The 22,951-nt window shown below is 66.2% G+C and carries 25 protein-coding genes, 1 tRNA gene and 3 pseudogenes; 13 read left to right on the top strand and 16 right to left on the bottom strand.

The window, feature by feature from the left end; all coding sequences use genetic code 11:
- Positions 1 to 163: 163 nt before the first annotated feature.
- The 3 genes from PIB19_RS10335 to PIB19_RS10325 all read right to left on the bottom strand — a co-directional run bounded on the left by PIB19_RS10335 (position 164) and on the right by PIB19_RS10325 (position 2,130).
- Positions 164 to 1,555 (bottom strand): M20/M25/M40 family metallo-hydrolase, encoded by a 1,392-nt coding sequence (locus PIB19_RS10335; protein WP_271240739.1) that lies wholly within the window; start codon positions 1,553 to 1,555, stop codon positions 164 to 166.
- Between the two features lie 25 nt (positions 1,556 to 1,580).
- A tRNA-Gly gene (locus PIB19_RS10330) sits at positions 1,581 to 1,654 on the bottom strand.
- 80 nt (positions 1,655 to 1,734) lie between these two features.
- Positions 1,735 to 2,130, bottom strand: coding sequence for an EthD family reductase (locus PIB19_RS10325; RefSeq protein ID WP_271240738.1), 396 nt, complete (start codon positions 2,128 to 2,130; stop codon positions 1,735 to 1,737).
- 366 nt (positions 2,131 to 2,496) lie between these two features.
- Here PIB19_RS10325 and PIB19_RS10320 point away from each other — a divergent pair, with 366 nt between their 5' ends.
- The 4 genes and pseudogenes from PIB19_RS10320 to PIB19_RS10305 all read left to right on the top strand — a co-directional run.
- Positions 2,497 to 3,795 (top strand): DUF5597 domain-containing protein, encoded by a 1,299-nt coding sequence (locus tag PIB19_RS10320; protein WP_271240737.1) that lies wholly within the window; start codon positions 2,497 to 2,499, stop codon positions 3,793 to 3,795.
- A 37-nt stretch (positions 3,796 to 3,832) separates the two neighbouring features.
- A complete protein-coding gene (locus PIB19_RS10315; RefSeq protein ID WP_271240736.1) occupies positions 3,833 to 4,486 on the top strand; it encodes a diacylglycerol/lipid kinase family protein in 654 nt (217 codons plus the stop codon).
- Positions 4,393 to 4,680: a hypothetical protein gene (locus PIB19_RS10310; protein ID WP_271240735.1), complete on the top strand. Its 288-nt coding sequence runs from the start codon at positions 4,393 to 4,395 to the stop codon at positions 4,678 to 4,680. Before PIB19_RS10315 ends, PIB19_RS10310 begins: the two co-directional genes overlap by 94 nt.
- Positions 4,677 to 5,393, top strand: a pseudogene (locus PIB19_RS10305) (metallophosphoesterase family protein); the annotation flags it as partial. The gene PIB19_RS10310 and the pseudogene PIB19_RS10305, both read left to right, overlap by 4 nt.
- 163 nt (positions 5,394 to 5,556) lie before the next feature.
- Here PIB19_RS10305 and PIB19_RS10300 read toward each other — a convergent pair.
- The 3 genes from PIB19_RS10300 to PIB19_RS10290 all read right to left on the bottom strand — a co-directional run bounded on the left by PIB19_RS10300 (position 5,557) and on the right by PIB19_RS10290 (position 9,135).
- Positions 5,557 to 5,937 (bottom strand): bleomycin resistance protein, encoded by a 381-nt coding sequence (locus PIB19_RS10300; RefSeq protein ID WP_271240734.1) that lies wholly within the window; start codon positions 5,935 to 5,937, stop codon positions 5,557 to 5,559.
- A 120-nt stretch (positions 5,938 to 6,057) separates the two neighbouring features.
- Entirely contained in the window at positions 6,058 to 7,437 is a 1,380-nt protein-coding gene (locus tag PIB19_RS10295; RefSeq protein ID WP_271240733.1) for a DUF1501 domain-containing protein, read from the bottom strand.
- Between the two features lie 9 nt (positions 7,438 to 7,446).
- On the bottom strand, positions 7,447 to 9,135 hold the full coding sequence (locus PIB19_RS10290; protein ID WP_271240732.1) for a DUF1800 family protein: 1,689 nt from the start codon (positions 9,133 to 9,135) through the stop codon (positions 7,447 to 7,449).
- Positions 9,136 to 9,353: 218 nt separating this feature from the next.
- On the opposite strand from PIB19_RS10290, the gene PIB19_RS10285 reads away from it, so the two are divergent.
- The 6 genes from PIB19_RS10285 to PIB19_RS10260 all read left to right on the top strand — a co-directional run bounded on the left by PIB19_RS10285 (position 9,354) and on the right by PIB19_RS10260 (position 12,635).
- Positions 9,354 to 9,926 (top strand): GbsR/MarR family transcriptional regulator, encoded by a 573-nt coding sequence (locus PIB19_RS10285; protein ID WP_271240731.1) that lies wholly within the window; start codon positions 9,354 to 9,356, stop codon positions 9,924 to 9,926.
- Between the two features lie 27 nt (positions 9,927 to 9,953).
- Positions 9,954 to 10,637 (top strand): DUF4166 domain-containing protein, encoded by a 684-nt coding sequence (locus PIB19_RS10280; RefSeq protein WP_271240730.1) that lies wholly within the window; start codon positions 9,954 to 9,956, stop codon positions 10,635 to 10,637.
- A complete protein-coding gene (locus tag PIB19_RS10275; RefSeq protein WP_271240729.1) occupies positions 10,634 to 11,029 on the top strand; it encodes a thiol-disulfide oxidoreductase DCC family protein in 396 nt (131 codons plus the stop codon). Before PIB19_RS10280 ends, PIB19_RS10275 begins: the two co-directional genes overlap by 4 nt.
- Complete coding sequence (locus tag PIB19_RS10270) at positions 11,026 to 11,982, top strand: saccharopine dehydrogenase NADP-binding domain-containing protein (protein ID WP_271240728.1); 957 nt, start codon at positions 11,026 to 11,028, stop codon at positions 11,980 to 11,982. Before PIB19_RS10275 ends, PIB19_RS10270 begins: the two co-directional genes overlap by 4 nt.
- 17 nt (positions 11,983 to 11,999) lie before the next feature.
- Positions 12,000 to 12,227, top strand: coding sequence for a hypothetical protein (locus tag PIB19_RS10265; RefSeq protein WP_271240727.1), 228 nt, complete (start codon positions 12,000 to 12,002; stop codon positions 12,225 to 12,227).
- Positions 12,228 to 12,335: 108 nt separating this feature from the next.
- Entirely contained in the window at positions 12,336 to 12,635 is a 300-nt protein-coding gene (locus PIB19_RS10260) for a DUF4166 domain-containing protein (protein WP_271240959.1), read from the top strand.
- 492 nt (positions 12,636 to 13,127) lie between these two features.
- Here the strand turns inward: PIB19_RS10260 and rpsI are convergent, their stop codons facing one another.
- From rpsI to PIB19_RS10215, 9 genes and pseudogenes are all read right to left on the bottom strand, one after another.
- Positions 13,128 to 13,667, bottom strand: a complete 540-nt coding sequence (gene rpsI, locus PIB19_RS10255; protein WP_271240726.1) for a 30S ribosomal protein S9 — start codon at positions 13,665 to 13,667, stop codon at positions 13,128 to 13,130.
- On the bottom strand, positions 13,667 to 14,146 hold the full coding sequence (gene rplM / locus PIB19_RS10250) for a 50S ribosomal protein L13 (RefSeq protein WP_056611554.1): 480 nt from the start codon (positions 14,144 to 14,146) through the stop codon (positions 13,667 to 13,669). Before rplM ends, rpsI begins: the two co-directional genes overlap by 1 nt.
- Positions 14,147 to 14,282: 136 nt before the next feature.
- Complete coding sequence (locus PIB19_RS10245; RefSeq protein WP_271240725.1) at positions 14,283 to 15,122, bottom strand: hypothetical protein; 840 nt, start codon at positions 15,120 to 15,122, stop codon at positions 14,283 to 14,285.
- On the bottom strand, positions 15,123 to 15,437 hold the full coding sequence (gene cutA, locus PIB19_RS10240) for a divalent-cation tolerance protein CutA (RefSeq protein ID WP_271240724.1): 315 nt from the start codon (positions 15,435 to 15,437) through the stop codon (positions 15,123 to 15,125).
- Entirely contained in the window at positions 15,434 to 16,390 is a 957-nt protein-coding gene (locus tag PIB19_RS10235) for a COX15/CtaA family protein (protein ID WP_443018726.1), read from the bottom strand. Before PIB19_RS10235 ends, cutA begins: the two co-directional genes overlap by 4 nt.
- Positions 16,391 to 16,531: 141 nt before the next feature.
- A complete protein-coding gene (locus tag PIB19_RS10230; RefSeq protein ID WP_271240723.1) occupies positions 16,532 to 16,732 on the bottom strand; it encodes a hypothetical protein in 201 nt (66 codons plus the stop codon).
- Positions 16,729 to 17,100: a plasmid mobilization protein gene (locus PIB19_RS10225; protein WP_271240722.1), complete on the bottom strand. Its 372-nt coding sequence runs from the start codon at positions 17,098 to 17,100 to the stop codon at positions 16,729 to 16,731. The genes PIB19_RS10230 and PIB19_RS10225 overlap by 4 nt, the downstream gene beginning before the upstream one ends.
- A 48-nt stretch (positions 17,101 to 17,148) precedes the next feature.
- Positions 17,149 to 19,074 (bottom strand): annotated as a pseudogene (gene dxs, locus PIB19_RS10220) (1-deoxy-D-xylulose-5-phosphate synthase).
- 27 nt (positions 19,075 to 19,101) lie between these two features.
- Complete coding sequence (locus PIB19_RS10215; RefSeq protein WP_271240721.1) at positions 19,102 to 19,806, bottom strand: NAD(P)H-dependent oxidoreductase; 705 nt, start codon at positions 19,804 to 19,806, stop codon at positions 19,102 to 19,104.
- Here PIB19_RS10215 and PIB19_RS23635 point away from each other — a divergent pair.
- Together PIB19_RS23635 and PIB19_RS10210 are read left to right on the top strand one after the other, a co-directional pair.
- A pseudogene (locus PIB19_RS23635) lies at positions 19,780 to 20,025 on the top strand (hypothetical protein); the annotation flags it as partial. The gene PIB19_RS10215 and the pseudogene PIB19_RS23635 overlap by 27 nt on opposite strands.
- Positions 20,026 to 20,487 (top strand): hypothetical protein, encoded by a 462-nt coding sequence (locus PIB19_RS10210; RefSeq protein ID WP_271240720.1) that lies wholly within the window; start codon positions 20,026 to 20,028, stop codon positions 20,485 to 20,487.
- A gap of 75 nt (positions 20,488 to 20,562) precedes the next feature.
- On the opposite strand, the gene ychF is transcribed toward PIB19_RS10210, so the two are convergent.
- Entirely contained in the window at positions 20,563 to 21,663 is a 1,101-nt protein-coding gene (gene ychF, locus PIB19_RS10205; protein ID WP_271240719.1) for a redox-regulated ATPase YchF, read from the bottom strand.
- 251 nt (positions 21,664 to 21,914) lie between these two features.
- On the opposite strand from ychF, the gene PIB19_RS10200 reads away from it, so the two are divergent.
- A complete protein-coding gene (locus PIB19_RS10200) occupies positions 21,915 to 22,901 on the top strand; it encodes a hypothetical protein (protein ID WP_271240718.1) in 987 nt (328 codons plus the stop codon).
- Positions 22,902 to 22,951: the final 50 nt, after the last annotated feature.

Below are 22,951 nucleotides of genomic sequence, written 5' to 3'. Positions count from 1 at the left end.
CGTGTCAAGCGTCAACGGTCTCTGACAGGTTGCGACGGCGCCAGGATCCTGCTTGCCCATGTTCGGACGGAAGCACGGCAAATCCTACATTGCCAGTAGCTGGCAGACAAAAAAGGCGCGGATCAGCCGCCGATGGTCGGCGCATCACGGCGCCGCGTCGGGGCTATTTCGCGAGCTCGGTGATCACCGCTTTGTAGAAAGTCACCGCTGGCGCGATTTCGCCCACCGGGATCCGTTCGTTGAGACCGTGCGCGAAGCTGTCGCTCGACTTCATGAACAGCGGGCTGACGCCGTAGCTCGCCACGCCGCGGCCCCGGAACCACATGCTGTCGGTCGCGCCCGCGGACATCACCGGCACCACCGGCGCTTCGGGGAAGCGCGCGTGCACCGCTTTGGTGATCACCTTCATCAGGTCGGGGCGCAGTGGCGAGGCGTCGCTCGGCACCGATCCGCTCTCGACCTTGGTCACCTTCACCGTCGGATCGGCGACCAGTTCGGCGAGCTTCGCCTGAACTTCGGCGATCGGCGTGCCGGGGAAGATCCGGCAATTGATGTTGGCAGTCGCGCGCTGCGGCAGTGCGTTGGTGGCGTGGCCCGCATTGGCCATCGTCGCGACGCAGGTGGTGCCGGTCTGGCCGACATAGCCCGGATCGGCGCGCAGGATGGCGCGGGCACCGGCATCCTCGGGATTGGCGGCGAAGCGGCGCATTGCGTCGGCGAGCTTCGGGTCCGCGGTGCGCGCGGCGGTCGCCGCCCAGCTCGCCTTGGTGATCTCGTTGACCTGGCCGGGGAACTCGTATGCCTCGATCTTCTGCAGCGCGGCGGCGAGCTGGTAGATCGCATTGGGCTTGCGCGGCGCGCTCGAATGGCCGCCGGGATTGGTGACGCTCAGCTCGAAATCGGCATAGCTCTTCTCGGCACCCTGCACGCCGAACATCATCGGCTTGCCGCTCTCGTCGAGATCGCCGCCGCCGCCGTCGATGTTGAGCAGCAATTCGGCGTCGTGGAACTCGCCGGCGAGCACGGCGGTGGTCTTCATCGCCGTCTCCTCGTCGCCCGAGAACAGCATCACGATATCGCGGCCGGGCTTGAAGCCTTCGCGCTTGAGCTGGATCATCGAGGCGACAAAGGTCGAGACGTCGAACTTGTTATCGCTTGCCCCGCGGCCGAACAGATAGCCGTTCTCGACCACCGGCGTGAACGGATCGCGCTCCCAATCGGCCGGCTTCGCCTCCACCACGTCCATATGCCCGGAGATCAGGATCGGCTTGGCGCCGTTCTTCGCCTTGCCGGTGCCGCGATAGCGCGCGACCAGAAAGGCGGTGTCGCCGAGCTTCTCGATGCGGACATCGGCGTCGGCGAACCCGCCCGCCACCAGCTGGGCCTTGAGATAGGTCGCATAATCGAAAGTCTGGTTGCCCGGGCCCGCGACGCTGCGGAAGGCGACGCCGCGCTTGAGCAATTCGAGCGCCTGCGCCTCGGCCTGCGGATTGTTCTGCGCCTGCGCCGAACCGGCGGCGAGCGCCACTGCGAGGAAAACCGCGACGTGGCGCATAAGGCGGGGGCTCCGATCAAGAGGCTGGAGCGGGTGAAGGGAATCGAACCCTCGTCGTAAGCTTGGGAAGCTTCTGCTCTGCCATTGAGCTACACCCGCGCGAGCCGCGGAAATCCTAGGTTTCCTAACTCCTGTCAAGCGGGCATTCCGACACTGTTCCAGTCGGAATTCCGACAGCCCTATGCGGAGCTCCCGCGCATGACCGTTGGTTTGATATCAGTGAACTTGGCGATATCGGCCCGGACATCGGCTATTGCGGGATTAGCGAGCCCCTTCTCCAGCGCTGCGGACGATGCAAACTGGAAATGCGCGATCATTACATAGGGCGGTGCGGCATTTCCCATCGGTACACCCTCGATCAGCATGACATCGGCGGCCCCCATGACCTTCATGGCCAACGGGATGTGGACGGAGCGGTAATAAGCGAGGTCGAAACGCGCGCCTTCCCGGTTCGGATAGAGAATGTTCAGGCTCACCTTCGGCTCCGATGTAGCGCCCGCTGCCCCGGACGACATGACCGCCATTGCGCCAAGACTCGTCGCCGCTCCCCGGCCGAAATCGCGTCTGCTCAGCATCGCTTTCCTCTCCCTGGTCCGTCCGGCCGATTGTCGTGCGATGAGTCGCCTTCTGCATTTGCCCGGCAGGGAAGGTTGCGCATCCGGCGATCGAGATCAATGCCGAGGACGACATCCGATGCCGCCGCGCAGGTTTCGTCGCTTGACGCGCTCCCTCCCTGCGCGGGATGGAAGGGACATGCTTCGCCTGCTCCTTTCGCTCGCCCTTGTGTTCGCCGCAGTCCCCGCCTTCGCGCAAACACCGCATCTGAAGGACGGCCAGTTGATCGTCGACGGCAAGCCGTTTCTGGTGCTGGGGGCGAACTCGGCAATTCGAGCGCGTCCGAGCGCGAATGGCTCCAGCCGCATTGGGCGCGGCTCAAGGCGATGCACCTCAATACCGTGCTGGCGCCGGTAAGCTGGGAGCTGATCGAGCCGCAGGAAGGCCGGTTCGACTTTTCGACCGTCGACTGGCTGATCGAGGATGCCCGGGCGAACGATCTCCGGCTAGTGTTCCTGTGGTTCGGCAGCTGGAAGAACTCGATGTCGACCTATGTGCCGGCATGGGTGAAACGCGACGAGCGGCGCTTTCCCCGAACGGTCGGCGCGGACGGCAAGGCGCAGGAGATCCTCTCCGCCTTCGGCACCGCGACCCGCGATGCCGATGCCAAAGCGTTCGCGGCGCTGATGGCGCATCTTAAGCAAGTCGACGGCGCCCGACACACCGTGATCATGATCCAGGTCGAGAACGAGATCGGCTTTCTTCCCACCGCGCGTGAGCATGGACCGGTGGCCGATGCGGCATTCGCGAAGTTCAAGGGATCGGAAGAGGCATTCACCGCCGATGCCTATGCGCGCTTCACCGAAGCCGTAACGCGTGCGGGCAAGCGCGAATATCCGCTGCCGATGTACGTCAACGGCGCGCAGGGGCGTCCGGGCAAGCTGCCGGGCGAATATCCGAGCGGCGGGCCGCTGGCGCATCTGATGGAGGTGTGGCGCAAGGGCGCGCCGTCGATCGATTTCCTCGCGCCCGACATCTATTTCCCGAACTTCGCCGGCATCGTTGCGGGCTATGCGCGGCCGGGCAATCCGCTGTTCGTTCCCGAGGCCAACAATGCCGGCGATCCGCGCGCAGCGGCCAATGCCTTCGGCGTGATCGCCAGACATCGCGGGATCGGTTTCAGTCCGTTCTCCATCGAGGGGATCGACAGTGCGGGCGCGGCGAAGCTGGGCGAGCTCTATGGGCTGCTGGACAGCATGGCGCCCGAGATCCTCCGCGCGCAGGCGGCCGGGCGAATCCTCGGCTTCTCTCCGCCGGTCACGTTCGAGGGAGCGGTGGACCAGGCGCCGCAGGTGCGGACGCTCGGCGATTATCGCTTCACGGTGAGCTTCGTCGATCCGTGGACGCCGAAGGACAAGCAGGTGCCTGCCGAACATGGCGGCATGATCCTGTGGCTGGGCGGCGAGGACTATCTGATCGCGGGCACCGGGATCACCGTCACCGTCGAGCCGGCGGACGGCAAGGGACGGGCGGAGCTCGACCGGGTGGAGGAGGGCAGGTTCGTCGACGGGAAATGGGTGCCGGGGCGGTTGCTCAACGGCGACCAGACCCATCAGGGACGCCATGTCCGCCTGCCGCCCGACGCGCAGGGCGTCCAGCGCGTGCGGCTATATCGTTACGGCTGAGAAGCGACCAAAAGCCGGCTCGCGCGTTGCGGCGGGCATGGAAACGCTCTGGTTCATCACCAATCCCAATTCCGGCACCGCCACCCGCGCCAAATGCGAGGCGCTCGAAGCAGTGTTCGAGGAAAGCGGGCTCAAGCTCGCCGGCCGGACCGAGTTTCCCGAGCAGAAGCTGCCCGAAGCCGGGGAACTCGATAGCGCGGGGGTCGATACCGTCGTGCTGTTCGCAGGCGACGGGACGATCAACGCGGCGCTTTGTGCGCTGGAGAAATGGGAAGGCGCGTTCCTGATCCTGCCCGGCGGCACGATGAACCTGCTCGCCAAGGGGCTGCACAGCGAGACCGATCCGCACAAGATCGTCCATGCGGCGCGCGCGAGCGACCGCCGCGTGTCGCTGCCTTATGTGATCGCGGGCGAGCATCGCGCCTTTGTCGGGCTGATCCTGGGACCGGCGGCGTCGTGGTTCCGCGCAAGGGAGGCAGTGCGCAACGGCAGGTTTCGGCGGCTCATGGCCGCGGCGCGCGGTGCCCTTCGCAAGACCTTCGGCGAGCGCGGCATCCGCGTAGTGGGGGCAAGGGGCTCGGCGATCATTATCAGGCGGTGTTCGTCACGCCCGATCTGCACGGGCTCGAGGTCGCCGCAGTCGATGCCCGCGACTGGAAGTCGATCGTCCAGCTCGGCTGGGAATGGCTGAACGGCGACTGGGTCGCGGCCCATGCGGTGAGCGAGGCGGCAACGAAGGAATTGCGGGTGCGAGGGCACCGGCCGGTATTGGCATTGTTCGACGGCGAACCGGTGACGCTCGAACCGCGCGAACCGATCAAGGCCGGCAAGAGCCTCGAGACGTTCATCGCCACCCGCAAGGACGAGGAGGTGCCGGCGGCATGACGCGTCTGTTCCACGTCAGCGACGTCCATTTCGGGCGTGAGGATCGCGAGGCGATCGACTGGTTCGGCCGCAAGGTGAAGGAAGAACAGCCCGACGCGGTGATCATGACCGGCGACCTGACGATGCGCGCGCGGGCGCATGAATTCACCGCCGCCGCGAAGTGGCTGGAGAGCCTCGGGCGGCCGGTAACGGTCGAGGTCGGCAATCACGATCTGCCCTATTTCAATCTGTGGGCGCGCTTCTTCACGCCGTACAAGCGTTACCGGGCGCTCGAGCACATGATCGAGAGGCCGCTCGACGTGAAGGGCGTGAGCGTGGTGCCGCTCAAGACTACCGCGCGCTTCCAGTGGCGGCTCAATTGGGCGAAAGGCTATGTCAGCACGCGCGCGCTGCAGGAATCGCTCGCTCTGGTCGAAGCGGCGCCCAGGGACGATTTGATATTCGTCGCCGCGCACCATCCATTGGTCGAGGCGGGGACGATGGCGACGTCGATGACGCGGCACGGGCGGCAAGCGCTGGAAGCGCTGGCGACCGCGGGCGCGCATGCCGTGCTCACGGGACATGTCCACGATCCGTTCGACGTGGCCCATGAAGTGAACGGGCGTACAATGCGGCTGATCGGGGCGGGCACGCTGTCCGAGCGCGTGCGGGCGAAACCGCCGTCGTTCAACGAGATCCGGATCGACGGGGCCAGCTTCGAGACGGTGGCGCGGTTCAAGGGCGAGGGAGCGTGGCGCTTTAATTTACCGTGCGCCTGTTCTGCTCCGTTCGCCCTGAGCCTGTCGAAGGGCGCGTCGCCGCGAGCGATGCGCTGCCGGAAGCCGTGCTTCGACAAGCTCAGCACGAACGGGTTTTGCGGGCTCGCGCGGGCTACGACTAACCGCGCGTCAGATCCTGCCCGAATACCAGCAAATTCCCGTCGGGCGCGACCACCATCAGCTCGCGCTGGCCGTAGATCTGGTTGATTGGGCCATGGATGTCGCCGTCGTTGAGCAGCGGGATCTTCGGCCGCAGCTCCTCGGCGATCGCGTCGACGTCGCGGACGTCGACATAATAACAGAAGCGGCGATTGCCCGGCGGAGCGCCGTCGTCACCGGCATTCTCCTTCAAGCGGAACGCCGCGGTCTCGCGCTGGACATAGGCATAGCTGCCCTGGCGGAAGCGGCATTCAAAGCCGAGAATATCGGTGAAGAACAGCACTGCCGCATCGATATCGGGCACATGCATGAACGGGGTGATGCGAAAGAGATTCGACACCGGAGTTCCTCCCGCGTCGACAATATCCGAGCCCGTCATGCGGCGGTACTGAAGTTCCATGCCTTGCTCCCTCCGACGCACGATAGGATGCGATGGGGAAGGAAAGGTGGAGGAACGCCGTTAAGTGCGGAACAACCCTAAGGGGCTGCGGCCACCGGTGCTCCAGGTCGACCAATTGGGGAAGACATAGGGCATGTCGGCATCGCCGACGCCGTGCCAGCGGGCGATCGCGCCGATATATTCCTCCTGCGCGACCGCGGGGACGAAGCGGCCCTCGTTGCTGACGTCGTGCGCGCCGCCGATCACGGGGTCCGGATAGGCGCCGAAGATGCCGCCCGGCGTGACATTGCCGCCGACGACGAGGTGATTGCTGCCCCAGGCATGATCGGTGCCGTTCTGGGCATTGCCTTTGAAGGTGCGGCCGAAGTCGCTCATCGTGAACGCCGTGACATTCTCGGCCATGCCGATCGACTGCATCGCGCGGTGGAAGCCGGCGAGCGCCATGGCGAGGTCGCGCAGCAGATTGGCGTGCGTGCCGGTATCATTGTTGCCGCCGCCGACCTGGCCCGAATGATTGTCGAAGCCGCCCTGGCTGACCATGAAGGTCTGGCGATCATGGCCGAGCGTCGAGCGCGCGGCGATCATCCGGGCGACGCGCATCAGCTGGCGGGCGACGTCGCTGGTCAGCGCCGCATTGGTATCCGGGTTGACGAAATAGCCGTCCATCGCACTGGTCGCGCCGATGATCGCGTTGGCGGTCCCTGCCTGGCCGTACGAGCTCACGATGTCGCGGGCAGTGGCATCGGTCATCGCGCCATAACCGGCGCCATTGGCGAGGGCGTCGATTGCGGCGTTCTTGGCCTGGTTGGCCACGTTGCCGCCGGCGGAATAGCCGCTGCGGGCCAGCGTGCCGGTGGACGGGAGAACGAGCGCCGCGCTGGTCCGGCCGATCGTCGCGAGGTTCGAGCCGGCGAGCGAGATCATCGAGGGCGTGCCGGTCGCGGCCATGCGATCGGTCATGCGGCCCATGAAGCCGTCGATGCTGACGTCGCGGGCGCGCAGGCCCTGCCAGTGCGCCTGCTCGTCGGCGTGGCTCATCAGATTGGTCGGGCGCAGATCGGGACGCGACTGAAAAGTCGACTTGGTGAGCGGCGCGAACAGGGTGCCGGCGTTGAGCACCAGCGCGAGGCTGCCTTCGTCCCAGAGCGGGCGCAGCGCCGCCATCGACGGGTGCAGCGCATAGGCTGCGTTGGTGAGCGGAGTCAGCGCGGGCGCCTTGATGCCGACCGAGCCGCGCGAAGCGAGATAGGTGGCGTGCCGGGCATCGGTGGGGATCACCATGTTCCAGCCGTCATTGCCCCCGAACAGGAACACGCCGACCATCGCGCGGTAATTGCCATTGGGCGCGGCCATCGCGCTGGTGCGGCCGAGCTGGCTTATGGCGGCCATCGCGCCGGTGCCGGCGACGAGGCGGACGAAATTGCGGCGGGAAAGGGTCATCTGGTTTCCTTACCGGTCGACGAGGAAGAGCGGGCTCGACGCCGCGACATAGAGCATCATCTGGGCGCGCTTGCGAGCCTGTATCAGAGGATCGGCATGGGTGATCGCAGTGGCCGCGGCCTTGAGCGCGTCCTTTTGCGGCTGGGTCAGTGTGCTCGCGAACATCAGCAGGTCGATCCGCGCGACCATCGCGTCGAGATCGGTGCCGAACGCTTCCCACCCGCTCCACAGCGGCTGGGTCAGGGACGAATTGGGCAGGCCGGAGTCGAGCGTGAACTCGGAACGCGTGGCATCGCCGCCGATCGTCCAGTCATAGACGAAATTGTGCCAGCGCAGCACGTTCGAAGTGTTGAGCAGCTTCGACGCGGGGCTCTTCAGCGTGGTGCTGCCGGGCAGCGGATAATCGGTCGGGTAGAAATTGAACACCGACGGCGCGCGCATCACCGGCTGGCCCATGCCGGTGTCGCGATTGACGAAGACATAGCCGTCGGTGGTGAAGCCGATCGCGCGTGCGAGGCCGGTCATCAGCAGGATCGGCTCCTTGACCTTGCCCGAGGCGGCGCCGGGTGCGGCACGCGCCTCCGCGTCGGTCAGGATCGCGCGGACCACGGCCTTGAGGTCGCCGCGCACGCCGTTGCCACTGTTGGCGAACACGGCAGCCACGCGGCCGACATAGGCTGGCGTCGGGTTGGGCGTGACGAGGTGGGTGATCAGGAATTTCGAGACGAAGGGCGCGGTGGAGGCGTTGTTGAACGCCGCATCGACCACGGCGGCGACACTCGCCTCCTGCGTCGCGCCGGCGGCGACCGAAGTGCCGAGGAACGACTTGGCGGTGGTGTCGTAGCGCGTCGGGACCGGAATCATCGGGCTCGAATAGTCGCGGGCATTGCCGTCGGTGGTCGCGGCGCCGCCGACCCGGGCATAGGTCCAGCCGGTCAGCGCGCGGGCGACGCCGCGAATGTCCTCGGGCGTGTAATTGGCCTGGCGCGCGCCGGTGCTGTCGAGCTTCGGCGTTCCGTCCATGTTGAGCTGGTCAGGGCCCATCGAGAAGAGCTGGAGGAACTCGCGGGCATAATTCTCCGACGGCGCCGATTTGTTGCTGTCGGCCATGTCGAGATAGTCGCCCATATATCCCAGCATCGTCACGCGGGCGAGAATGTCGCGGAAATTGCCGAAGGTGTTGTCGAGGAAGATCTGGTTGAACACGGCGATGCCGGCGGCCGAATTCACTTCCTGTTCCGACGCGACGATCATCTGGCCGAGCGCGAAGGCGACGCGCTGGCGGAGCTGATCGGGCGCCATCACGGCATCGGCGTAGAAGCGCATGGCAATGGGCGTGCGCGAGAAATGCTGGCGTGTGCAGACGGTGTCGCCGCTGGTGCAGAAATCGCGGCGGACTTCGGCGGCGAGGTCGGAATAGGTGCTGCCGGTGGCGGCGAACTGCTCGTCGAGCCAGCCGTTGGCGCCGAGCTCCTTGATCCGCGAGACCAAGGCCGGCGTCGGGCCAAAGCTCGCCTGTTTGGCGAGGCGCGCGGCATCGCCTTCGGTAAAGGTCGGCGCGGGCGTGGGCGCAGGCGCGACCGAGACCACGCCGCCGCCCGCAGGCGCGCCTGCGCTACTGCCGCCACCGCCGTCGCAGCCGGCAAGGGCAGTGAGGAGCGCTACGCCGAGCGCAGTGGATATGCTTGTTCTGAACACCGGATGGATCCCCGCCGCTGCGCGCGCGCAGCCTGCATCCTTATGCATAGAAAGCAGCGGCTAGCCGGACAACATGTAGAAATACCTAAGGAAATCTTAGCCGAAGCTTCATTTCTACGTGGTCGGCATGCAGGTTGCGGCTGCGCCGGACTCATATTGACTCGCTTCCGCGTTCGTCGTAAATTTCTGTCATGACAGAAATAACAGACGAAAGTGCGATGCTCCCCACGGCGGTCCAGCAGTTCGTGCTGCACTGGGGCGAGATGGGTGGGCAATGGGGCGTCAATCGCTCGGTCGCGCAGATCCATGCGCTGCTCTATCTGAGCGATCGTCCGCTCAATGCCGAGGAGATCAGCGACACGCTGCGGATCGCGCGGAGCAACACCTCGAACAGCCTCAAGGAACTGCTCGGCTGGAAGCTGATCCGGCGGGTGCCGGTGATGGGCGAGCGCCGCGATCATTATGAGGCCGAGGTGGACCTGATGCAGATGCTCACCCGGATCGCGCAGGGCCGCAAGGAGCGCGAGATCGATCCTGCCGTTGCCGCGCTCCGCATATGCACCGACGAGGCCAAGGCCGATCCGCGGATCAGCCGGGTCGCACGCGAGCGGATCTCGGCGATGCACGATTTCGTGGTGACGGTCGACGACTGGTACCAGCAGATGATCGCGATCCCGCCGAACCGGCTGATGCTCTTGATCAAGATGGGCAAGCGGGTGCTGTCGTTCCTGCCGGGGGACGTTCGAAGGAGAGCTGAGTCGAGAAGCGGGTGGCATCGTCGCGCCCGGTAATTTCGGTTTCTACAGAAAGAGCTGACAATGGGGATCGCAGTCGAAGTCGCAGGAATGGCGCGTTATGCGGCGTGGCAGCCGCCTGTCGCGCCGGTGCGGGCCGAGGGCGACAGCCCGTTCGCGCGGTTGCTGGGCACGCGCTGGCTGTTCCTCCCGCCCGCGGTGCGCCGGCGTTTCCTCCGCAAGATCGGGGAGGGCGCTTGCGTGACCTATGTCGGCGAAGTCGCCGAGTGCCGGATGAGCCGGGCGGGCTGGCTGTTCGCCCAGCTCGCCCGGCTGGTGGGGGCACCGCTGCCGCTCGGCACCGATACCGGCGTCGCGGCGAGCGTCAGCGTGACTGCGGACGAAGACGGCTGGAACCAGTATTGGACTCGCCAATATGGCCGGCGCCACGGTTTTCCACAGGTTATCCACAGTGCGAAAAGGTTCGCAGGACCAACGGGGCTCGAGGAGTATCTGGGGCTCGGGCTCGGCATCGCACTGCGGCTCGAGGAAGCGGGCGGTGCGTTGCTGTTCGTCAGCGACCATTATTTCGTGCGGCTCGGCCCGGTGCGGCTGCGCATCCCGAATGCGGTGCTGGGGCATCTGGTCGTCGGCCACACCGATCTGGGGCGCGGCCATTTCGCCTTCACGCTCGATCTCGTCCATCCGTGGCTGGGCGAACTCGTTCACCAGCTCGCGATATTCGCCGATCCGCAGGAAGCCGCGTGACCCGGCGGGTCATCGTCTTCGACGCGATGTGCGTATTGTGCTCAGGCCATGCACAGTTCGTGCTGCGCCATGATCGTGCCGGACACTTCCTGCTCGCCTCGATGCAGAGCGAAGCTGGCGTGGCGATCTATCGCTCGTTCGGGATAGATCCGGCCGACCCCGACACGCTGATCCTCGTCGAGGGCGATCGGGCGCTGCGCGACAGCGATGCGATCCTCGCGATCTGGCGGGCGCTGGGCTGGCCGTGGCGCGCCGCAGGAGTATTCGGCATCGTCCCCAGGGCGTGGCGCGATCCGGGCTATCGGTGGGTGGCGCGGCATCGCTACCGGCTGTTCGGGCGCCGCGAGACTTGCTGGCTGCCCGACGCGGCGCAGCGGAGCCGCATCCTGTGAGCCGCATCCTCGTCATCGGCGGCTATGGCGGCTTCGGCGCGCGGCTGACGCGGCGGCTGCTCGCGGCCGGGCACGAAGTGGTGGTCGCCGGGCGCAGCGCGGAGAAGGGCGCCGCGTTCTGCGCGGGGCTCGTCGGTTGCGAGGCCGTGGTGGCCGATCGCACCAACGGCATCGGGATGGCGATGGCGCGCATCCGGCCCGATCTGGTGATCGACGCTGCGGGCCCGTTCCAGAACAGTGGCTACACCGTTCCCGAAGCCTGTGTCGCGATGCGGATATCCTATCTCGACCTCGCCGACGCACGCGGATTCGTCACGGGGATCGGCGGGCTGGACAAGGCGGCGAAGGCGGCCGGGATCGCAGTGATCGCCGGCGCTTCCAGCGAGCCGGCACTGTCCGGCGCGGTGGCGCGCAGGCTGGCGGACGGCATGGAATCGGTCGCACAGGTCGAGATCGTAATCAGCGCGTCGAACCGCGCGGTGGGCGGCGCATCGGTGGCGCGTGCGATCCTGAGCTATGTCGGCAAGCCGCTGCGGCTGTGGCGCGGACGGCGCTGGAGCGTGGGATATGGCTGGCAGGAGCTGCGCCGGGTGCGCTTCGCAGTGGCGGGTCAGCCGGTGCTGCGTCGCTGGGTAGCACTGGCCGACGTGCCGGCGCATGACCTGCTGCCTGCGATGCTGCCCGGACGCCCGGCGGTGACCTTTCGCGCGGGGACCGAGCTGGGCTTTCAGATGCTGGCATTGTGGCTGGCCAGCTGGCCGGCGCGCTGGGGCTGGGCCGCCTCGCTCGATCGCGCCGCACGCTGGCTGATCCCGCTCCAGCGGCTGACGCGGCGAATCGGCAGCGATTGCTCGGCGATGTCGGTCACGCTGCGCGGGGGCGAGTCGAGCGGCAGTGGACCCTGGTCGCCAGCCGCGGCGACGGGCCGGAGATCCCGATTTTTGCGGCCCTGATCCTGGCCGAGGAGATATTGGCAGGCCGCGTCGCGCCCGGTGCGCGTGATGCAGCCGGGCTGTTGACGCTTGACCAGTTCGAACCTCTCTTCGCACCACTCGCGATGCGCCACGAGACGCGCGAGCGCGAAGTGTCCCCGCTTTATGCCCGCGCGATGGGACCACGCTTCGACGCGCTGCCGGCCGCGGTTCGCGCGATGCATGAAGTGAATGGCGACGGCGGCGCGGCGGGCGAGGGAGGGTGAAGCGCGGCAACCATCCGCTCGCACGGCTGATCGGCGGCATCATGCGCTTTCCACCGGAGGGGACTATCCGGTCCATGTCGGCTTTGCGGAACGCGGCGGCAAGGAACGCTGGACCGGGACTTTGGCGGGCACCGCTTCGCCAGCGAACTTTCGCAAGCCGGAGAAGGTGTCGCCGAGCGATTTGGCCCGCTGCGCTTCGTCTTCGATCTCCCTGCGGATGAAACCGGGCTGCGGATGGGGTTGCGGGGCTGGACTGCATTCAGCATCCCCATGCCGCGCGTGCTCGGACCACGCATCGAAGCGCGCGAATGGGACGAGGCTGGACGCTTCCACTTCGAGGTTCAGGTCGCGCTGCCGCTGATCGGCCCCGTCATTAATTACACCGGCTGGCTGGAGCACCTCGCATGACGGATCCGGATACCAAGTCTCCGCGCTATCTTTTGGGGGCGTTCCTGATGTCGTCCCTCATATCGGGGCTCCTCGGTTCGGTAGTGGTCGCGGTGGCGCTCACGGGTGACGCGTCGCCTTTGCCACTCAATCCCGCGATGTTCCTGCTGGTCGCTGTGTTCGCTCTTCCGATTGCATTCGCCCATATGCTTTTAATGGGCGTGCCTTTGTATCTGGCGCTGGTACCGCACTGGCGCGTTGGGTGGGTAAGCGCGATCATTTGGGGGTTCTTGATAGGAGCGACACCGTTCGCGCTGCTGTTCGGTGGCTTCACGATCGCCACTGCCCAGAACGCCGATGATATTCGGGAGATCGCTCGGCTCGCCGGCTATGCCGGTGGCTACGGCGCCGTGGGCGGCTTGGTCTTCAACACGGTCCTCGTCCTGGGCGAGCGCGCAAGAGAAAGGGCGGCCCGTTGCCGGACCGCCCCATCGTTTTGCCTGAGCTTGAAGCTTAGCGCTTCGAGAACTGGAAGCTGCGACGCGCCTTGGCGCGGCCGTACTTCTTGCGCTCGACGGTGCGGCTGTCGCGGGTCAGGAAGCCGGCGGCCTTGACCGGCGCGCGGAGCACCGGCTCGAAGCGGGTCAGCGCCTGGCTGATGCCGTGCTTGACTGCGCCGGCCTGGCCCGAAAGCCCGCCGCCCTTGACGGTGCAAACCACGTCATACTGGCCCACGCGCTCGGCGACGCCGAACGGCTGGTTGATGACGAGGCGCAGCGTCGGACGCGCGAAATAGACTTCCTGATCGCGGCCGTTGATCGTGATCTTGCCGGTGCCCGGCTTGATCCACACGCGGGCGACGGCGTCCTTGCGGCGGCCGGTCGCATAAGCGCGGCCGAGGCTGTCGATGATCTTCTCGCGCAGCGGCGTGGTCGACACGGGCGCAGCGGCCGGTGCGTTCAGATAGTCGTCGGCGCTGGCCGGAACGCCCGCGGGCGCTTCACCGGCGGCGATGGCGCCGAGATCGGAAAGGGACTGGCGGTTGTCGGACATTATGCGCCCACCTTGTTCTTGCGGTTCATCGACGCGATGTCGAGGACTTCGGGGTTCTGCGCGGCGTGCGGATGCTCGGTGCCGGCGAAGATGCGCAGGTTGCGCATCTGCTGGCGGCCGAGCGGGCCGCGCGGGATCATGCGCTCAACGGCCTTTTCGAGCACGCGCTCCGGGAAACGACCCTCGAGCACCTTGCCCGCGGTGATTTCCTTGATGCCGCCGGCATAGCCGGTGTGCTTGTAATAGACCTTGTTCGCCAGCTTCTTGCCGGTGAAACGGATCTTGTCGGCGTTGATGACGACGACATTGTCGCCGCAATCGACGTGCGGGGTGAAGCTCGTCTTGTGCTTGCCGCGCAGCACGTTGGCGATGATCGTCGCTGCACGACCGACCACCAGGCCGTCGGCATCGACGATGTGCCACTTCTTCTCCACTTCGGCCGGCTTCACCGACTTTGTGGTCTTCATCAGCGCCTTCATGGCCTGTGACCTTTCGAGGTTTAAATGCAAGCGCGCCAGCCTTCCGGCCAGCGCGGTCTGGCGGGCATTTGGCTGAGGTGCTCCCGAAAGTCAAGCAAATCGGGGCGTTTGCTGACGGGTATTATAATACCATCAATTAATCCGGCCAGGCGGCGGAGTCCGCATTCTCGATGCGGATGCGCGTGACGAGCAGCGTTTCGCGCGCCGCCGGCCCGGTTCCGTTGACGTTGCGAATGGTATCGGTGGCCGTGCTGAGCATCCCGGTCCGCGGATCGAACGCACGCTGCCGATCGAGCGACACCGAGCCGGTGCGCGCCGGCGCGCCGGCCTGTGCGGGCAGATCGATGGTCGCCGACGCAGTGGTGGAAGCCCGGATCAGTCCGTTATCGGCAGTGGCAGTACGGCGCGTGCCTTCGAGCGTGACGGGGGTGCCGAACGGGGAGGCGCCAGGCAGCCGGACCGGGATAAAGCTGCCCGGGGGCTCCCGAGGGTCGGTCATGATCGCCGCGGTGACGAGCGTGGCGAGGAGCGCGCGCTGCCGTTCGGGCGGAAGCGCGCGTAACGGCGCGACAAGCTTGGCGGATGCCGCGTCGGCAGAAAGGCCGGGCCGGGTGGCGGCGGCCTCGGCGATGCGCTGGCAGACGCGTTCCCACAAAGCCGCCATCTCGTCGACCGTCGTTACCTGTCCGCGTTCGTCGAGGTGCAGTACGATAGTGCGGCCGGCGAGTGCCGAAAGGCCGCGCTCGACAAGATTGCCCAAGGCTTCCGGCGCGGCGCTGGCATTGGTGAGCAACACCGCTTCGGCGCGATAGCCGGCACCCTCCCTGCTGAAGCGGACCAGCCGCTCGAGCCGATAGCGCCGCTCGGCCGGTGAGGTCTCGATCCGTTCGGTGACGATGCGCAGCGGCGTGCCCAATGGCGGCGCGAAGGCGGGCGCGGCGATGCTCGCCTGGAGCAGGACGGCCGCGAGCAGCATTCAGCCGGTCTCCGCGGCGATCCAGTCGCTCACCGCCGCGGCGGCGCTCACCGGCCAGGCTTCGATGGTCGGAAGGTCATAGGGATGGAGCGCGGCGATACGGTCGCGCAATTGGCCGGCGAGCTGCGAGGTCGTCTTGAACAATGCGGGGACTTCGTCGCTCCGCTCGACGGCGCCCTGCCAGCGATAGATCGAATGACAGGGGCCGAGGATGTTCACACAGGCGGCAAGCCGCTCGGTCAGCACGGTCTCGGCGACGCGCGCTGCCTCGACCCGGCTGGGAAAGGTCGAGAACAGGAGCGCGATATCGCTCATCCGCGCCGGCCGACTGCGTGTGCGCCCCATGTCGTGGCGATGACGAGCAATGCGCCGGTGAGCTGATGGAGGGCGGCGAGCGTGATGTTCATGCCCGACATCACCGTCGCGATGCCGAGCAGGATCTGGAGACCGAACGCGGTGTGGATCGCGATCGAGGCGCGGCGATCCATGGCGCGGGTGGCGCGGGCCAGCACGATCAGCGCGGCGACCGTCACCCATGCCCACCAGCGATGGACGAAATGGACGATCGCGGGATCGTTGAACAACGCGTCGAGGAATGGCCGGCCGGCGACTGTCGCACCGGGGAAGAAGCGGCCGTTCATCAGCGGCCATTGATCGGTCACCAACCCGGCATTTAGCCCGGCAACTAGCGCGCCGAACAGCAACTGGACGAACAGGATTGCGCCGGTGATGGCGGCCAATTCGGTCAAACGCGCCGGGCGGGCCTGCGGATTTCGGGCAAGCGTGCGCAGATCGAGCGCGGTCCAGACGACGCCCGCCAGTGTGAACAGCGCCACGAGCAAGTGCACCGCGAGGCGGACATGGCTGACATCGGTGCGGACGCTCAGCCCCGACTTGACCATCCACCAGCCGATCGCGCCCTGCAGCCCGCCCAATGCGAGCAGCGCCACCAGCCGCCAGCCATAGCCGCGCGGGATTTGTCGGCGGACCGCGAACCAGATGAGCGGCACCGCGAATGCGAGGCCGATCAGCCGGCCGAGCAATCGATGGAAATATTCCCAGAAGAAGATCGCCTTGAACCCGGCGAGCGTCATGCCCTGGTTGAGCTGCTGATATTCGGGGATGCGCTTGTAATTGGCGAACTCGGCCTGCCATTGCGCATCATTGAGCGGCGGCACGATCCCCGAGATCGGCTTCCACTGGGTGATCGAGAGGCCGGATTCGGTGAGCCTGGTGATTCCGCCGATCACGACCATCAGCACGATCAACGCCGCGACGAAATAGAGCCAGGTGGCAAGAGCGCGGGGGCGGGCGGAGGAGGGGGCGAGGGCATCTGGAGCACGGCGCCGGTTTAGGCGCTGCCCCGCCCAAAAGCTAGGCGCCCGAAGGCATCGCCGTTGCGCCGGCGCTCAGTTTTCGGGAAGCTGGAGGGGCGGCGCAACGTTGCGCTTCATCGCGATGTCGATCAGCGTTTCGAGCCTGATCAGCCGCTCGCGCGTCTCGATCGAATGGCGGCGGGCTTCCTCGGCCGTAGTCAGCGCCTGCTCGACCTTGTGCTGAAGCAATGTGACTTGCTGGAGCGCGCGGAGCGCGTCGGTCCAGAAGCTCATTGGCGCGCGCCGCCGGCGAGCATGGCGGACAAGGCGTTCCAATCGATGTCGGTGCGCGCCAGCAGTTCCTCACGCACCTTCGCACGATAAGCCTCTTCGTCGAACGCGGCCGCCGATGCGCGAGCCGCCTCGAGTTCGTTCATCGCTGTCTCGGTGCGTGCATTCGCCGTCTCGAGCTGCGCGAGCAAGTCGCGCATCAGCGCCTGTTCGGCGGGCGTGGGCTCGCTATAGCGCTCGGCAGCCGTGCGCATGAAGTCGCTCACGCTCATGTCCGCCGCCTCGGCATTGGCTGCGATCCGGCGTTTCTCCGCCGGAGATACCAGCACGACGACGCGGCTGGAGCGAGGATCGGAGAGCTGTGTTGCCATGTGCATGTACATAACATGCACATGGTGGATTTTCAACCGGCCGCGGCCTTAGGCACGCGCCCCATCCGCTACGGCGGCTTCGTTGTAGCGCAGCGCCTTCAGCACCGTGTCGACGATGTTCTCGGCGTTCAGGCCCGCTTCGGCATATTGGAGGTCGGGCTTGTCCTGGTCCTGGAAAATGTCGGGCAGCCGCATCGTGCGGAGCTTGAGACCGGCATCGATCAGGCCCTGGTCGCTCGCCATCGTCAGCACATGCGCGCCGAGGCCGCCGACTGCACCTTCCTCGACCGTCACTGCCACTTCGTGGCTGGTGAGCAGCTTGCGGATCAGCGCCTCGTCGAGCGGCTTGGCGAAGCGCAGGTCGGCGACGCTGGTTGAAAGGCCCTTGGCCTCCAGTGCATCGGCCGCCTTGAGCGCTTCCGCCAGCCTTGTCCCCAGCGACAGGATCGCCACCGTCTTGCCCTCGCGCACCATGCGGCCCTTGCCGATCTCGAGTCGCTCGGGAACCGCGGGAAGCTCGACGCCCACCCCGTTGCCGCGCGGATAGCGCACCGCGATCGGGCCGTCGTCATGAAGCGCCGCGGTGTGCGTCATATGCACCAGCTCGGCTTCGTCGGCCGCGGCCATCACGATAAAATTGGGAAGCGTCGCCAGATAGGTGACGTCGAAGCTGCCGGCGTGCGTCGCGCCGTCGGCGCCGACAAGGCCCGCGCGATCGATCGCGAAGCGGACCGGCAGGTTCTGGATCGCGACGTCGTGGACGACCTGGTCGTAGGCGCGCTGGAGGAAGGTCGAGTAGATCGCGCAGAACGGCCGCATGCCCTGCGCGGCGAGGCCTGCCGCGAAGGTGACGGCGTGCTGCTCGGCGATGCCGACATCGAAGGTGCGGTCCGGATGCGCCTTGCCGAAACGGTCGAGCCCGGTGCCCGAGGGCATCGCGGCGGTGATCGCGACGATCTCGCGGATCCGCGTCGGCTTCCTTGATCAGCTGATCGGCGAAGACGTTCTGGTATGCCGGCGGCCCCGGCAGTGCCTTGGCCTGCGCACCGGTGATCACGTCGAACTTCTGGACGCCGTGATATTTGTCCGCCGCCGCTTCGGCCGGGGCATAGCCCTTGCCCTTCCGGGTGACGACATGGACGAGGATCGGGCCGTGCTCGCTGTCGCGGACATTCTCGAGCACCGGGATCAGATGGTCGAGATTATGGCCGTCGATCGGGCCGACATAATAGAAACCGAGCTCCTCGAAGAGGGTGCCGCCCGTGGCCAGCCCCGCGCAAACTCCTCGGCCTTCTCGGCGGCGTTATGGGCGCGGCGCGATATGCGGCGGATGGCCCGCTTAGCGAAGTTGCGCAGGCCCAGATAATTGGAAGAGGAAACCGTCCGCGCGAGATAGGCCGAAAGACCGCCCACCGGCGGCGCGATCGACATATCGTTGTCGTTGAGGATGACGATCAGCCGGTTGCCCGCCGGCTCGGCATTGTTCATCGCCTCATAGGCCATGCCGGCGCTCATCGCGCCGTCGCCGATCACGGCGATCGCCTTGCCGGGCTGGTCTTTCAGCTTGTTGGCGATCGCGAAGCCCAAAGCGGCCGAAATCGAAGTCGAGCTGTGCGCCGCGCCGAACGGGTCGTATTCGCTCTCGTTGCGCCTGGTGAAGCCCGACAGGCCGCCACCCATGCGCAACGTGCGGATGCGGTCGCGGCGTCCGGTGAGGATCTTGTGCGGATAGCATTGGTGGCCGACATCCCAGATCAGCCGATCGCGCGGCGTATCGAACACATAATGGATCGCAGTGGTCAGCTCGACGACGCCGAGCCCCGAGCCGAGATGCCCGCCGGTAGTGCCGACAGCCGAGATCGTCTCGGCGCGCAGCTCGTCGGCGAGCTGGCGGAGATCGGCGGGCTTGAGCTTGCGGAGATCGGCGGGCGTGTCGACGGTGTCGAGCAGCGGCGTGCTTGGTAGGTCAGCCATCGACAGTCCCTTACGCGAGTGCTTCGCTTAAGTCGAACGCTCGAATCGCTGAAAAGTCGTGCAGTTTCCGTGCAGGTCCGGATCTGTAGGCTGGCCGCAGCTGCCGCAGATGCGGAGGGCGATTACTGTCGTTCTCAGGCCGCGCGGCGCAGCGCCAGCGTGCGGCCGAGCTGGCAAGCCACGCCGAGATTCTGCTTGTTGGCTGGTCGCATGCGACTCGAGCAACAGCTCGTGCCGGGTAACGCGCGCGCCGCAATAGTCGAAGATGCCGTGGTCGATCTGGGCACGCATCGCGCCGAAATAGCCATGGCGCGCATAGGTGCCGGCGTCCGCGCCCGCGACTGCGACCAGCGCAACCTCGAGCCGGCCGAGCTTCTTGCGCGTACTCGTGTTGCCCGACTCATAGGCCCAGCCATTGCTGAACACGCGATCGATCCAGCCCTTGAGCAACGCCGGAAAAGACCACCAATAGACCGGATAGACCAAAACCAGCCGGTCCGCCCGATCGATCCGCGCCTGTTCGGCGAGCACGTCCTGCGCCGACGTCGCGGTGCGGAGATGGACGGCCAGGTCGCGGGCAGTCTCGCGCGGGTCGAACCCTTCGGCTGCAAGATCGGCGATCTCCACGGATGCCGACGGATCCATGGCGCGGATTCCCGACGCCACCGCGTTGGCGATTGCGTGCGTCAGTGAGTTGGGATCGGGATGGGATACCACCACAAGGCTGTGCATCGCTGTCTCCGGATAGGTATGGCGTCCCGCAATGTGGCGCTATATACTCTTAGTAAGTTACTAATGGTATATAGAATGTCAAGTCCCACTACCGCCGAGCGGCGCAAGCGTATGACGCGTGGCGACCGCTCGGCACAGCTGATCGCAACGGCATGGGCCATCGTACGCGAAGACGGGACCGATGCGCTCACGCTCGGTCATCTCGCCACGCGTGCAGGAGTGACCAAGCCGGTGGTCTATGATCATTTCGGCACGCGCGCAGGCCTGTTGGCAGAACTCTATCGCGCGTTCGATGCGCGCCAGACCGCGTTGATGGACGCAGCGCTCGCCGGAAGCCCCGCGACGCTGGCCGGCCGCGCGCAGGTGATAGCGGCCACCTATATCGATTGCGTGCTCTCGCAGGGGCGCGAGATCCCCGGCATTGTCGCCGCTCTCGAGGGTTCACCCGAGCTCGAGCGGATCAAAAGCGAATATCGTGCCGTCTTTCTGGAAAAATGCCGCCGGCTGTTCGCCCCCTTCACGCCGGCGGACGACATCGCTCTCTCTGCGCTTTGGAGCATGCTGGGCGCGGCCCAGTCTTTGTCCTACGCGACCGTGGCGGGTGCGGTGACGCGAGAAGAAGCGGTCGCAGAACTGGTACGCGCCATCCATGCCATGGCGGAAAGTCGGACAGTGCTCTGAGCCGCGGTCAATCGCAGTCGGAGCATTTGCCCAGGACTTCGATCACCGGCCGCGGGTCAGTATGCCGCCCCGACCTCAGACATTGAAGCGGAACAGCATCACGTCGCCGTCCTGGACGACATATTCCTTGCCCTCGGAGCGCAATTTGCCGTGATCGCGCGCGCCGGCCTCGCCCTTGAACTGGACATAATCGTCATAGGCGATCGTCTCGGCGCGGATGAAGCCGCGCTCGAAATCGGTGTGGATCTCGCCCGCTGCCTGCGGTGCCCTGGCGCCGACTTCGACGGTCCAGGCGCGCGCTTCCTTGGGGCCGACGGTGAAGAAGGTGAGGAGGTGGAGCAATTTATAGCCCGCGGTGATCACCCGGGCGAGGCCGGTCTCCTCCAACCCCAGCTCGGCGAGGAACTCGCCGCGATCCTCGGGCGGCATCGTCGCGATCTCCGCCTCGATCGCCGCGGAAACGACGACTGCCTCAGCGCCTTCGGCCTTCGCTTTCTCGAACACCTTGGCGGAGAGGTCGTTGCCGTTGGCGGCGTCTTCCTCATTGACGTTGCAGACATAGAGGACAGGCTTGCCGGTCAGCAGTTGCGCCTGCGCGAAGACGCGGGCTTCCTCGACGTCCCTGGGCTGAGTGAGGCGCGCGGGCTTGCCTTCGCGGAGCAAGTCGAGCGCCTGGCCGAGCACCGAGGCGGCGACCTTCGCTTCCTTGTCGCCCTGCGTTGCTTTCTTGGCAAAGGCGGGCACCCGCTTCTCGAGGCTCTCGAGGTCGGCGAGCATCAGCTCGGTCTCGACGGTCTCGGCATCGGCGATCGGATCGACCTTGTTGTCGACATGCTGGATGTCGTCATTCTCGAAGCAGCGCAGCACATGGACGATCGCGTCCACCTCGCGGATGTTGCCGAGGAACTGGTTGCCGAGACCTTCGCCCTTGCTCGCGCCGCGCACCAGCCCGGCGATGTCGACGAAGCCGAGTTGGGTCTCGATGATCTTGGCCGAGCCGGCGATCTCGGCGAGCTTGTCGAGCCGCGGATCGGGCACCGCGACATTCCCGACATTGGGCTCGATCGTGCAGAACGGATAATTCGCCGCCTGCGCCGCGGCGGTCTCGGTCAGCGCATTGAAGAGCGTGGACTTGCCGACGTTCGGAAGCCCGACAATGCCGCAGCGAAAACCCATGGAAGTCTTATCCTGTGTTGAAGGGCCGGATGTCGCCGGCGAGTTGCCGGCTCGATAGGCGCAAAGCGCGGCGGTTTCCAGTGCGGAGCAAGCCCTTGAGGCCGCCATGCAGGTTGCGACGGCAAGGAGATGCGGAAAGGCCGGGCCGGCTACGTCATGGCACTGTATCGCTGCTTGACGCGGCCCCGTTCATCTGGGGTACAGGGGCGCCAAGCCTTTTCGGCATGTTTAGAGTATTCAAGGAGCAGGGAATGATTCGCCGTCACATGATCATGAGCGCCGCCGCGGCGACGCTGGCGCTTGCAAGCTGCGGCGGCAACGATCCGACGCCCACGCCTTCGCCCACTCCGACGCCCACGCCGACTCCGACTGCATCGCCGACCTATACGGCGTTTCCGCTCGCCGCCGCGGCCTCGTTCAACACGATCAACGCCTCGACCAGCTATACCGGCGATCCGGCGGGTGCAGTGGTGCTCGGCGCTGCCGCCACCGAGGTGGGGCTGTCGAGCCGAGTCAGCCTGGCGACCAGCAATGCGATCGCCACGGCGACCTATGTGATCAACGAGAACGGCGAGGAATCGCGTTTCGTCAACGCAAACGTCACGGTCCAGCCGGCGCCGGCCGTGACCGAGTTCGTGTTCCGCACCACCGACGCGGCGACCGCGGGCAAGTTCTCGCAGCTCGAATTCCTCAACAACACGATTTCCACGGCGGCCACCACCAGCAACACCAATCTGCAGCTGACCAATCTCAGCTACGCCAATTGGTGGCGTGGCGATTCGACCACCGGCGCCAAGCGGATCACCACGACGGTGTTCGGCTATCAGACCGTGTTGACCGACGTGCCTAAGACCGGCACCCAGGCCTATACTTCGACCGTGGTCGGCCGGCTGGTCGGCGTCAACGGCGGTGTCACCACGGTTGCGCGCGTCGGCGGCACCGTCACGGTCTCGGTCAACTTCTCCACCGGCCTCGTCGATCTCACGCTGGCGCTCAACCAGACGCCGGAAGGCGGCGGCGCCACGACCGCTTACGGAACGTTCACTGCACAGGGCGCGATTCCGACCGGGCAGAACCAGTTCCAGGGCAGCTTCACCGGCAGCGCGACGCTGTCGGGCACGCTCACCGGCAGCTTCTTCGGTTCGCAGGGCAAGGAGATCGGCATCGCCTTCGCGGGCGCGGGCACGGTCGGCGGGGGCAACCAGCGCCTCGTCGGTGTGGTTGTCGGCAAGAAGTAAGGCTTCACAGCCTGGCATTCGGAAGGGGCTCCGGGAAACCGGGGCCCCTT

The sequence above is a fragment of the Sphingomonas sp. 7/4-4 genome, assembly GCF_027941955.1.
Taxonomy (GTDB): Bacteria; Pseudomonadota; Alphaproteobacteria; order Sphingomonadales; family Sphingomonadaceae; genus Sphingomonas.
The sequence above is the reverse complement of the archived record's forward strand: the minus strand, read 5'-3'. Positions and strand labels throughout refer to the sequence as shown.

Coding starts and splice junctions, on each gene's coding strand:
- PIB19_RS10335 (WP_271240739.1), bottom strand. CDS start 1,555: ATGCGCCACGTCGCGGTTTTCCTCGCAGTGGCGCTCGCCGCCGGTTCG.
- PIB19_RS10325 (WP_271240738.1), bottom strand. CDS start 2,130: ATGCTGAGCAGACGCGATTTCGGCCGGGGAGCGGCGACGAGTCTTGGC.
- PIB19_RS10320 (WP_271240737.1), top strand. CDS start 2,497: ATGCACCTCAATACCGTGCTGGCGCCGGTAAGCTGGGAGCTGATCGAG.
- PIB19_RS10315 (WP_271240736.1), top strand. CDS start 3,833: ATGGAAACGCTCTGGTTCATCACCAATCCCAATTCCGGCACCGCCACC.
- PIB19_RS10295 (WP_271240733.1), bottom strand. CDS start 7,437: ATGACCCTTTCCCGCCGCAATTTCGTCCGCCTCGTCGCCGGCACCGGC.
- PIB19_RS10285 (WP_271240731.1), top strand. CDS start 9,354: ATGCTCCCCACGGCGGTCCAGCAGTTCGTGCTGCACTGGGGCGAGATG.
- PIB19_RS10280 (WP_271240730.1), top strand. CDS start 9,954: ATGGGGATCGCAGTCGAAGTCGCAGGAATGGCGCGTTATGCGGCGTGG.
- rpsI (WP_271240726.1), bottom strand. CDS start 13,667: ATGTCCGACAACCGCCAGTCCCTTTCCGATCTCGGCGCCATCGCCGCC.
- rplM (WP_056611554.1), bottom strand. CDS start 14,146: ATGAAGGCGCTGATGAAGACCACAAAGTCGGTGAAGCCGGCCGAAGTG.
- PIB19_RS10245 (WP_271240725.1), bottom strand. CDS start 15,122: ATGCTGCTCGCGGCCGTCCTGCTCCAGGCGAGCATCGCCGCGCCCGCC.
- cutA (WP_271240724.1), bottom strand. CDS start 15,437: ATGAGCGATATCGCGCTCCTGTTCTCGACCTTTCCCAGCCGGGTCGAG.
- PIB19_RS10230 (WP_271240723.1), bottom strand. CDS start 16,732: ATGAGCTTCTGGACCGACGCGCTCCGCGCGCTCCAGCAAGTCACATTG.
- PIB19_RS10225 (WP_271240722.1), bottom strand. CDS start 17,100: ATGGCAACACAGCTCTCCGATCCTCGCTCCAGCCGCGTCGTCGTGCTG.
- PIB19_RS10215 (WP_271240721.1), bottom strand. CDS start 19,806: ATGCACAGCCTTGTGGTGGTATCCCATCCCGATCCCAACTCACTGACG.
- ychF (WP_271240719.1), bottom strand. CDS start 21,663: ATGGGTTTTCGCTGCGGCATTGTCGGGCTTCCGAACGTCGGCAAGTCC.
- PIB19_RS10200 (WP_271240718.1), top strand. CDS start 21,915: ATGATTCGCCGTCACATGATCATGAGCGCCGCCGCGGCGACGCTGGCG.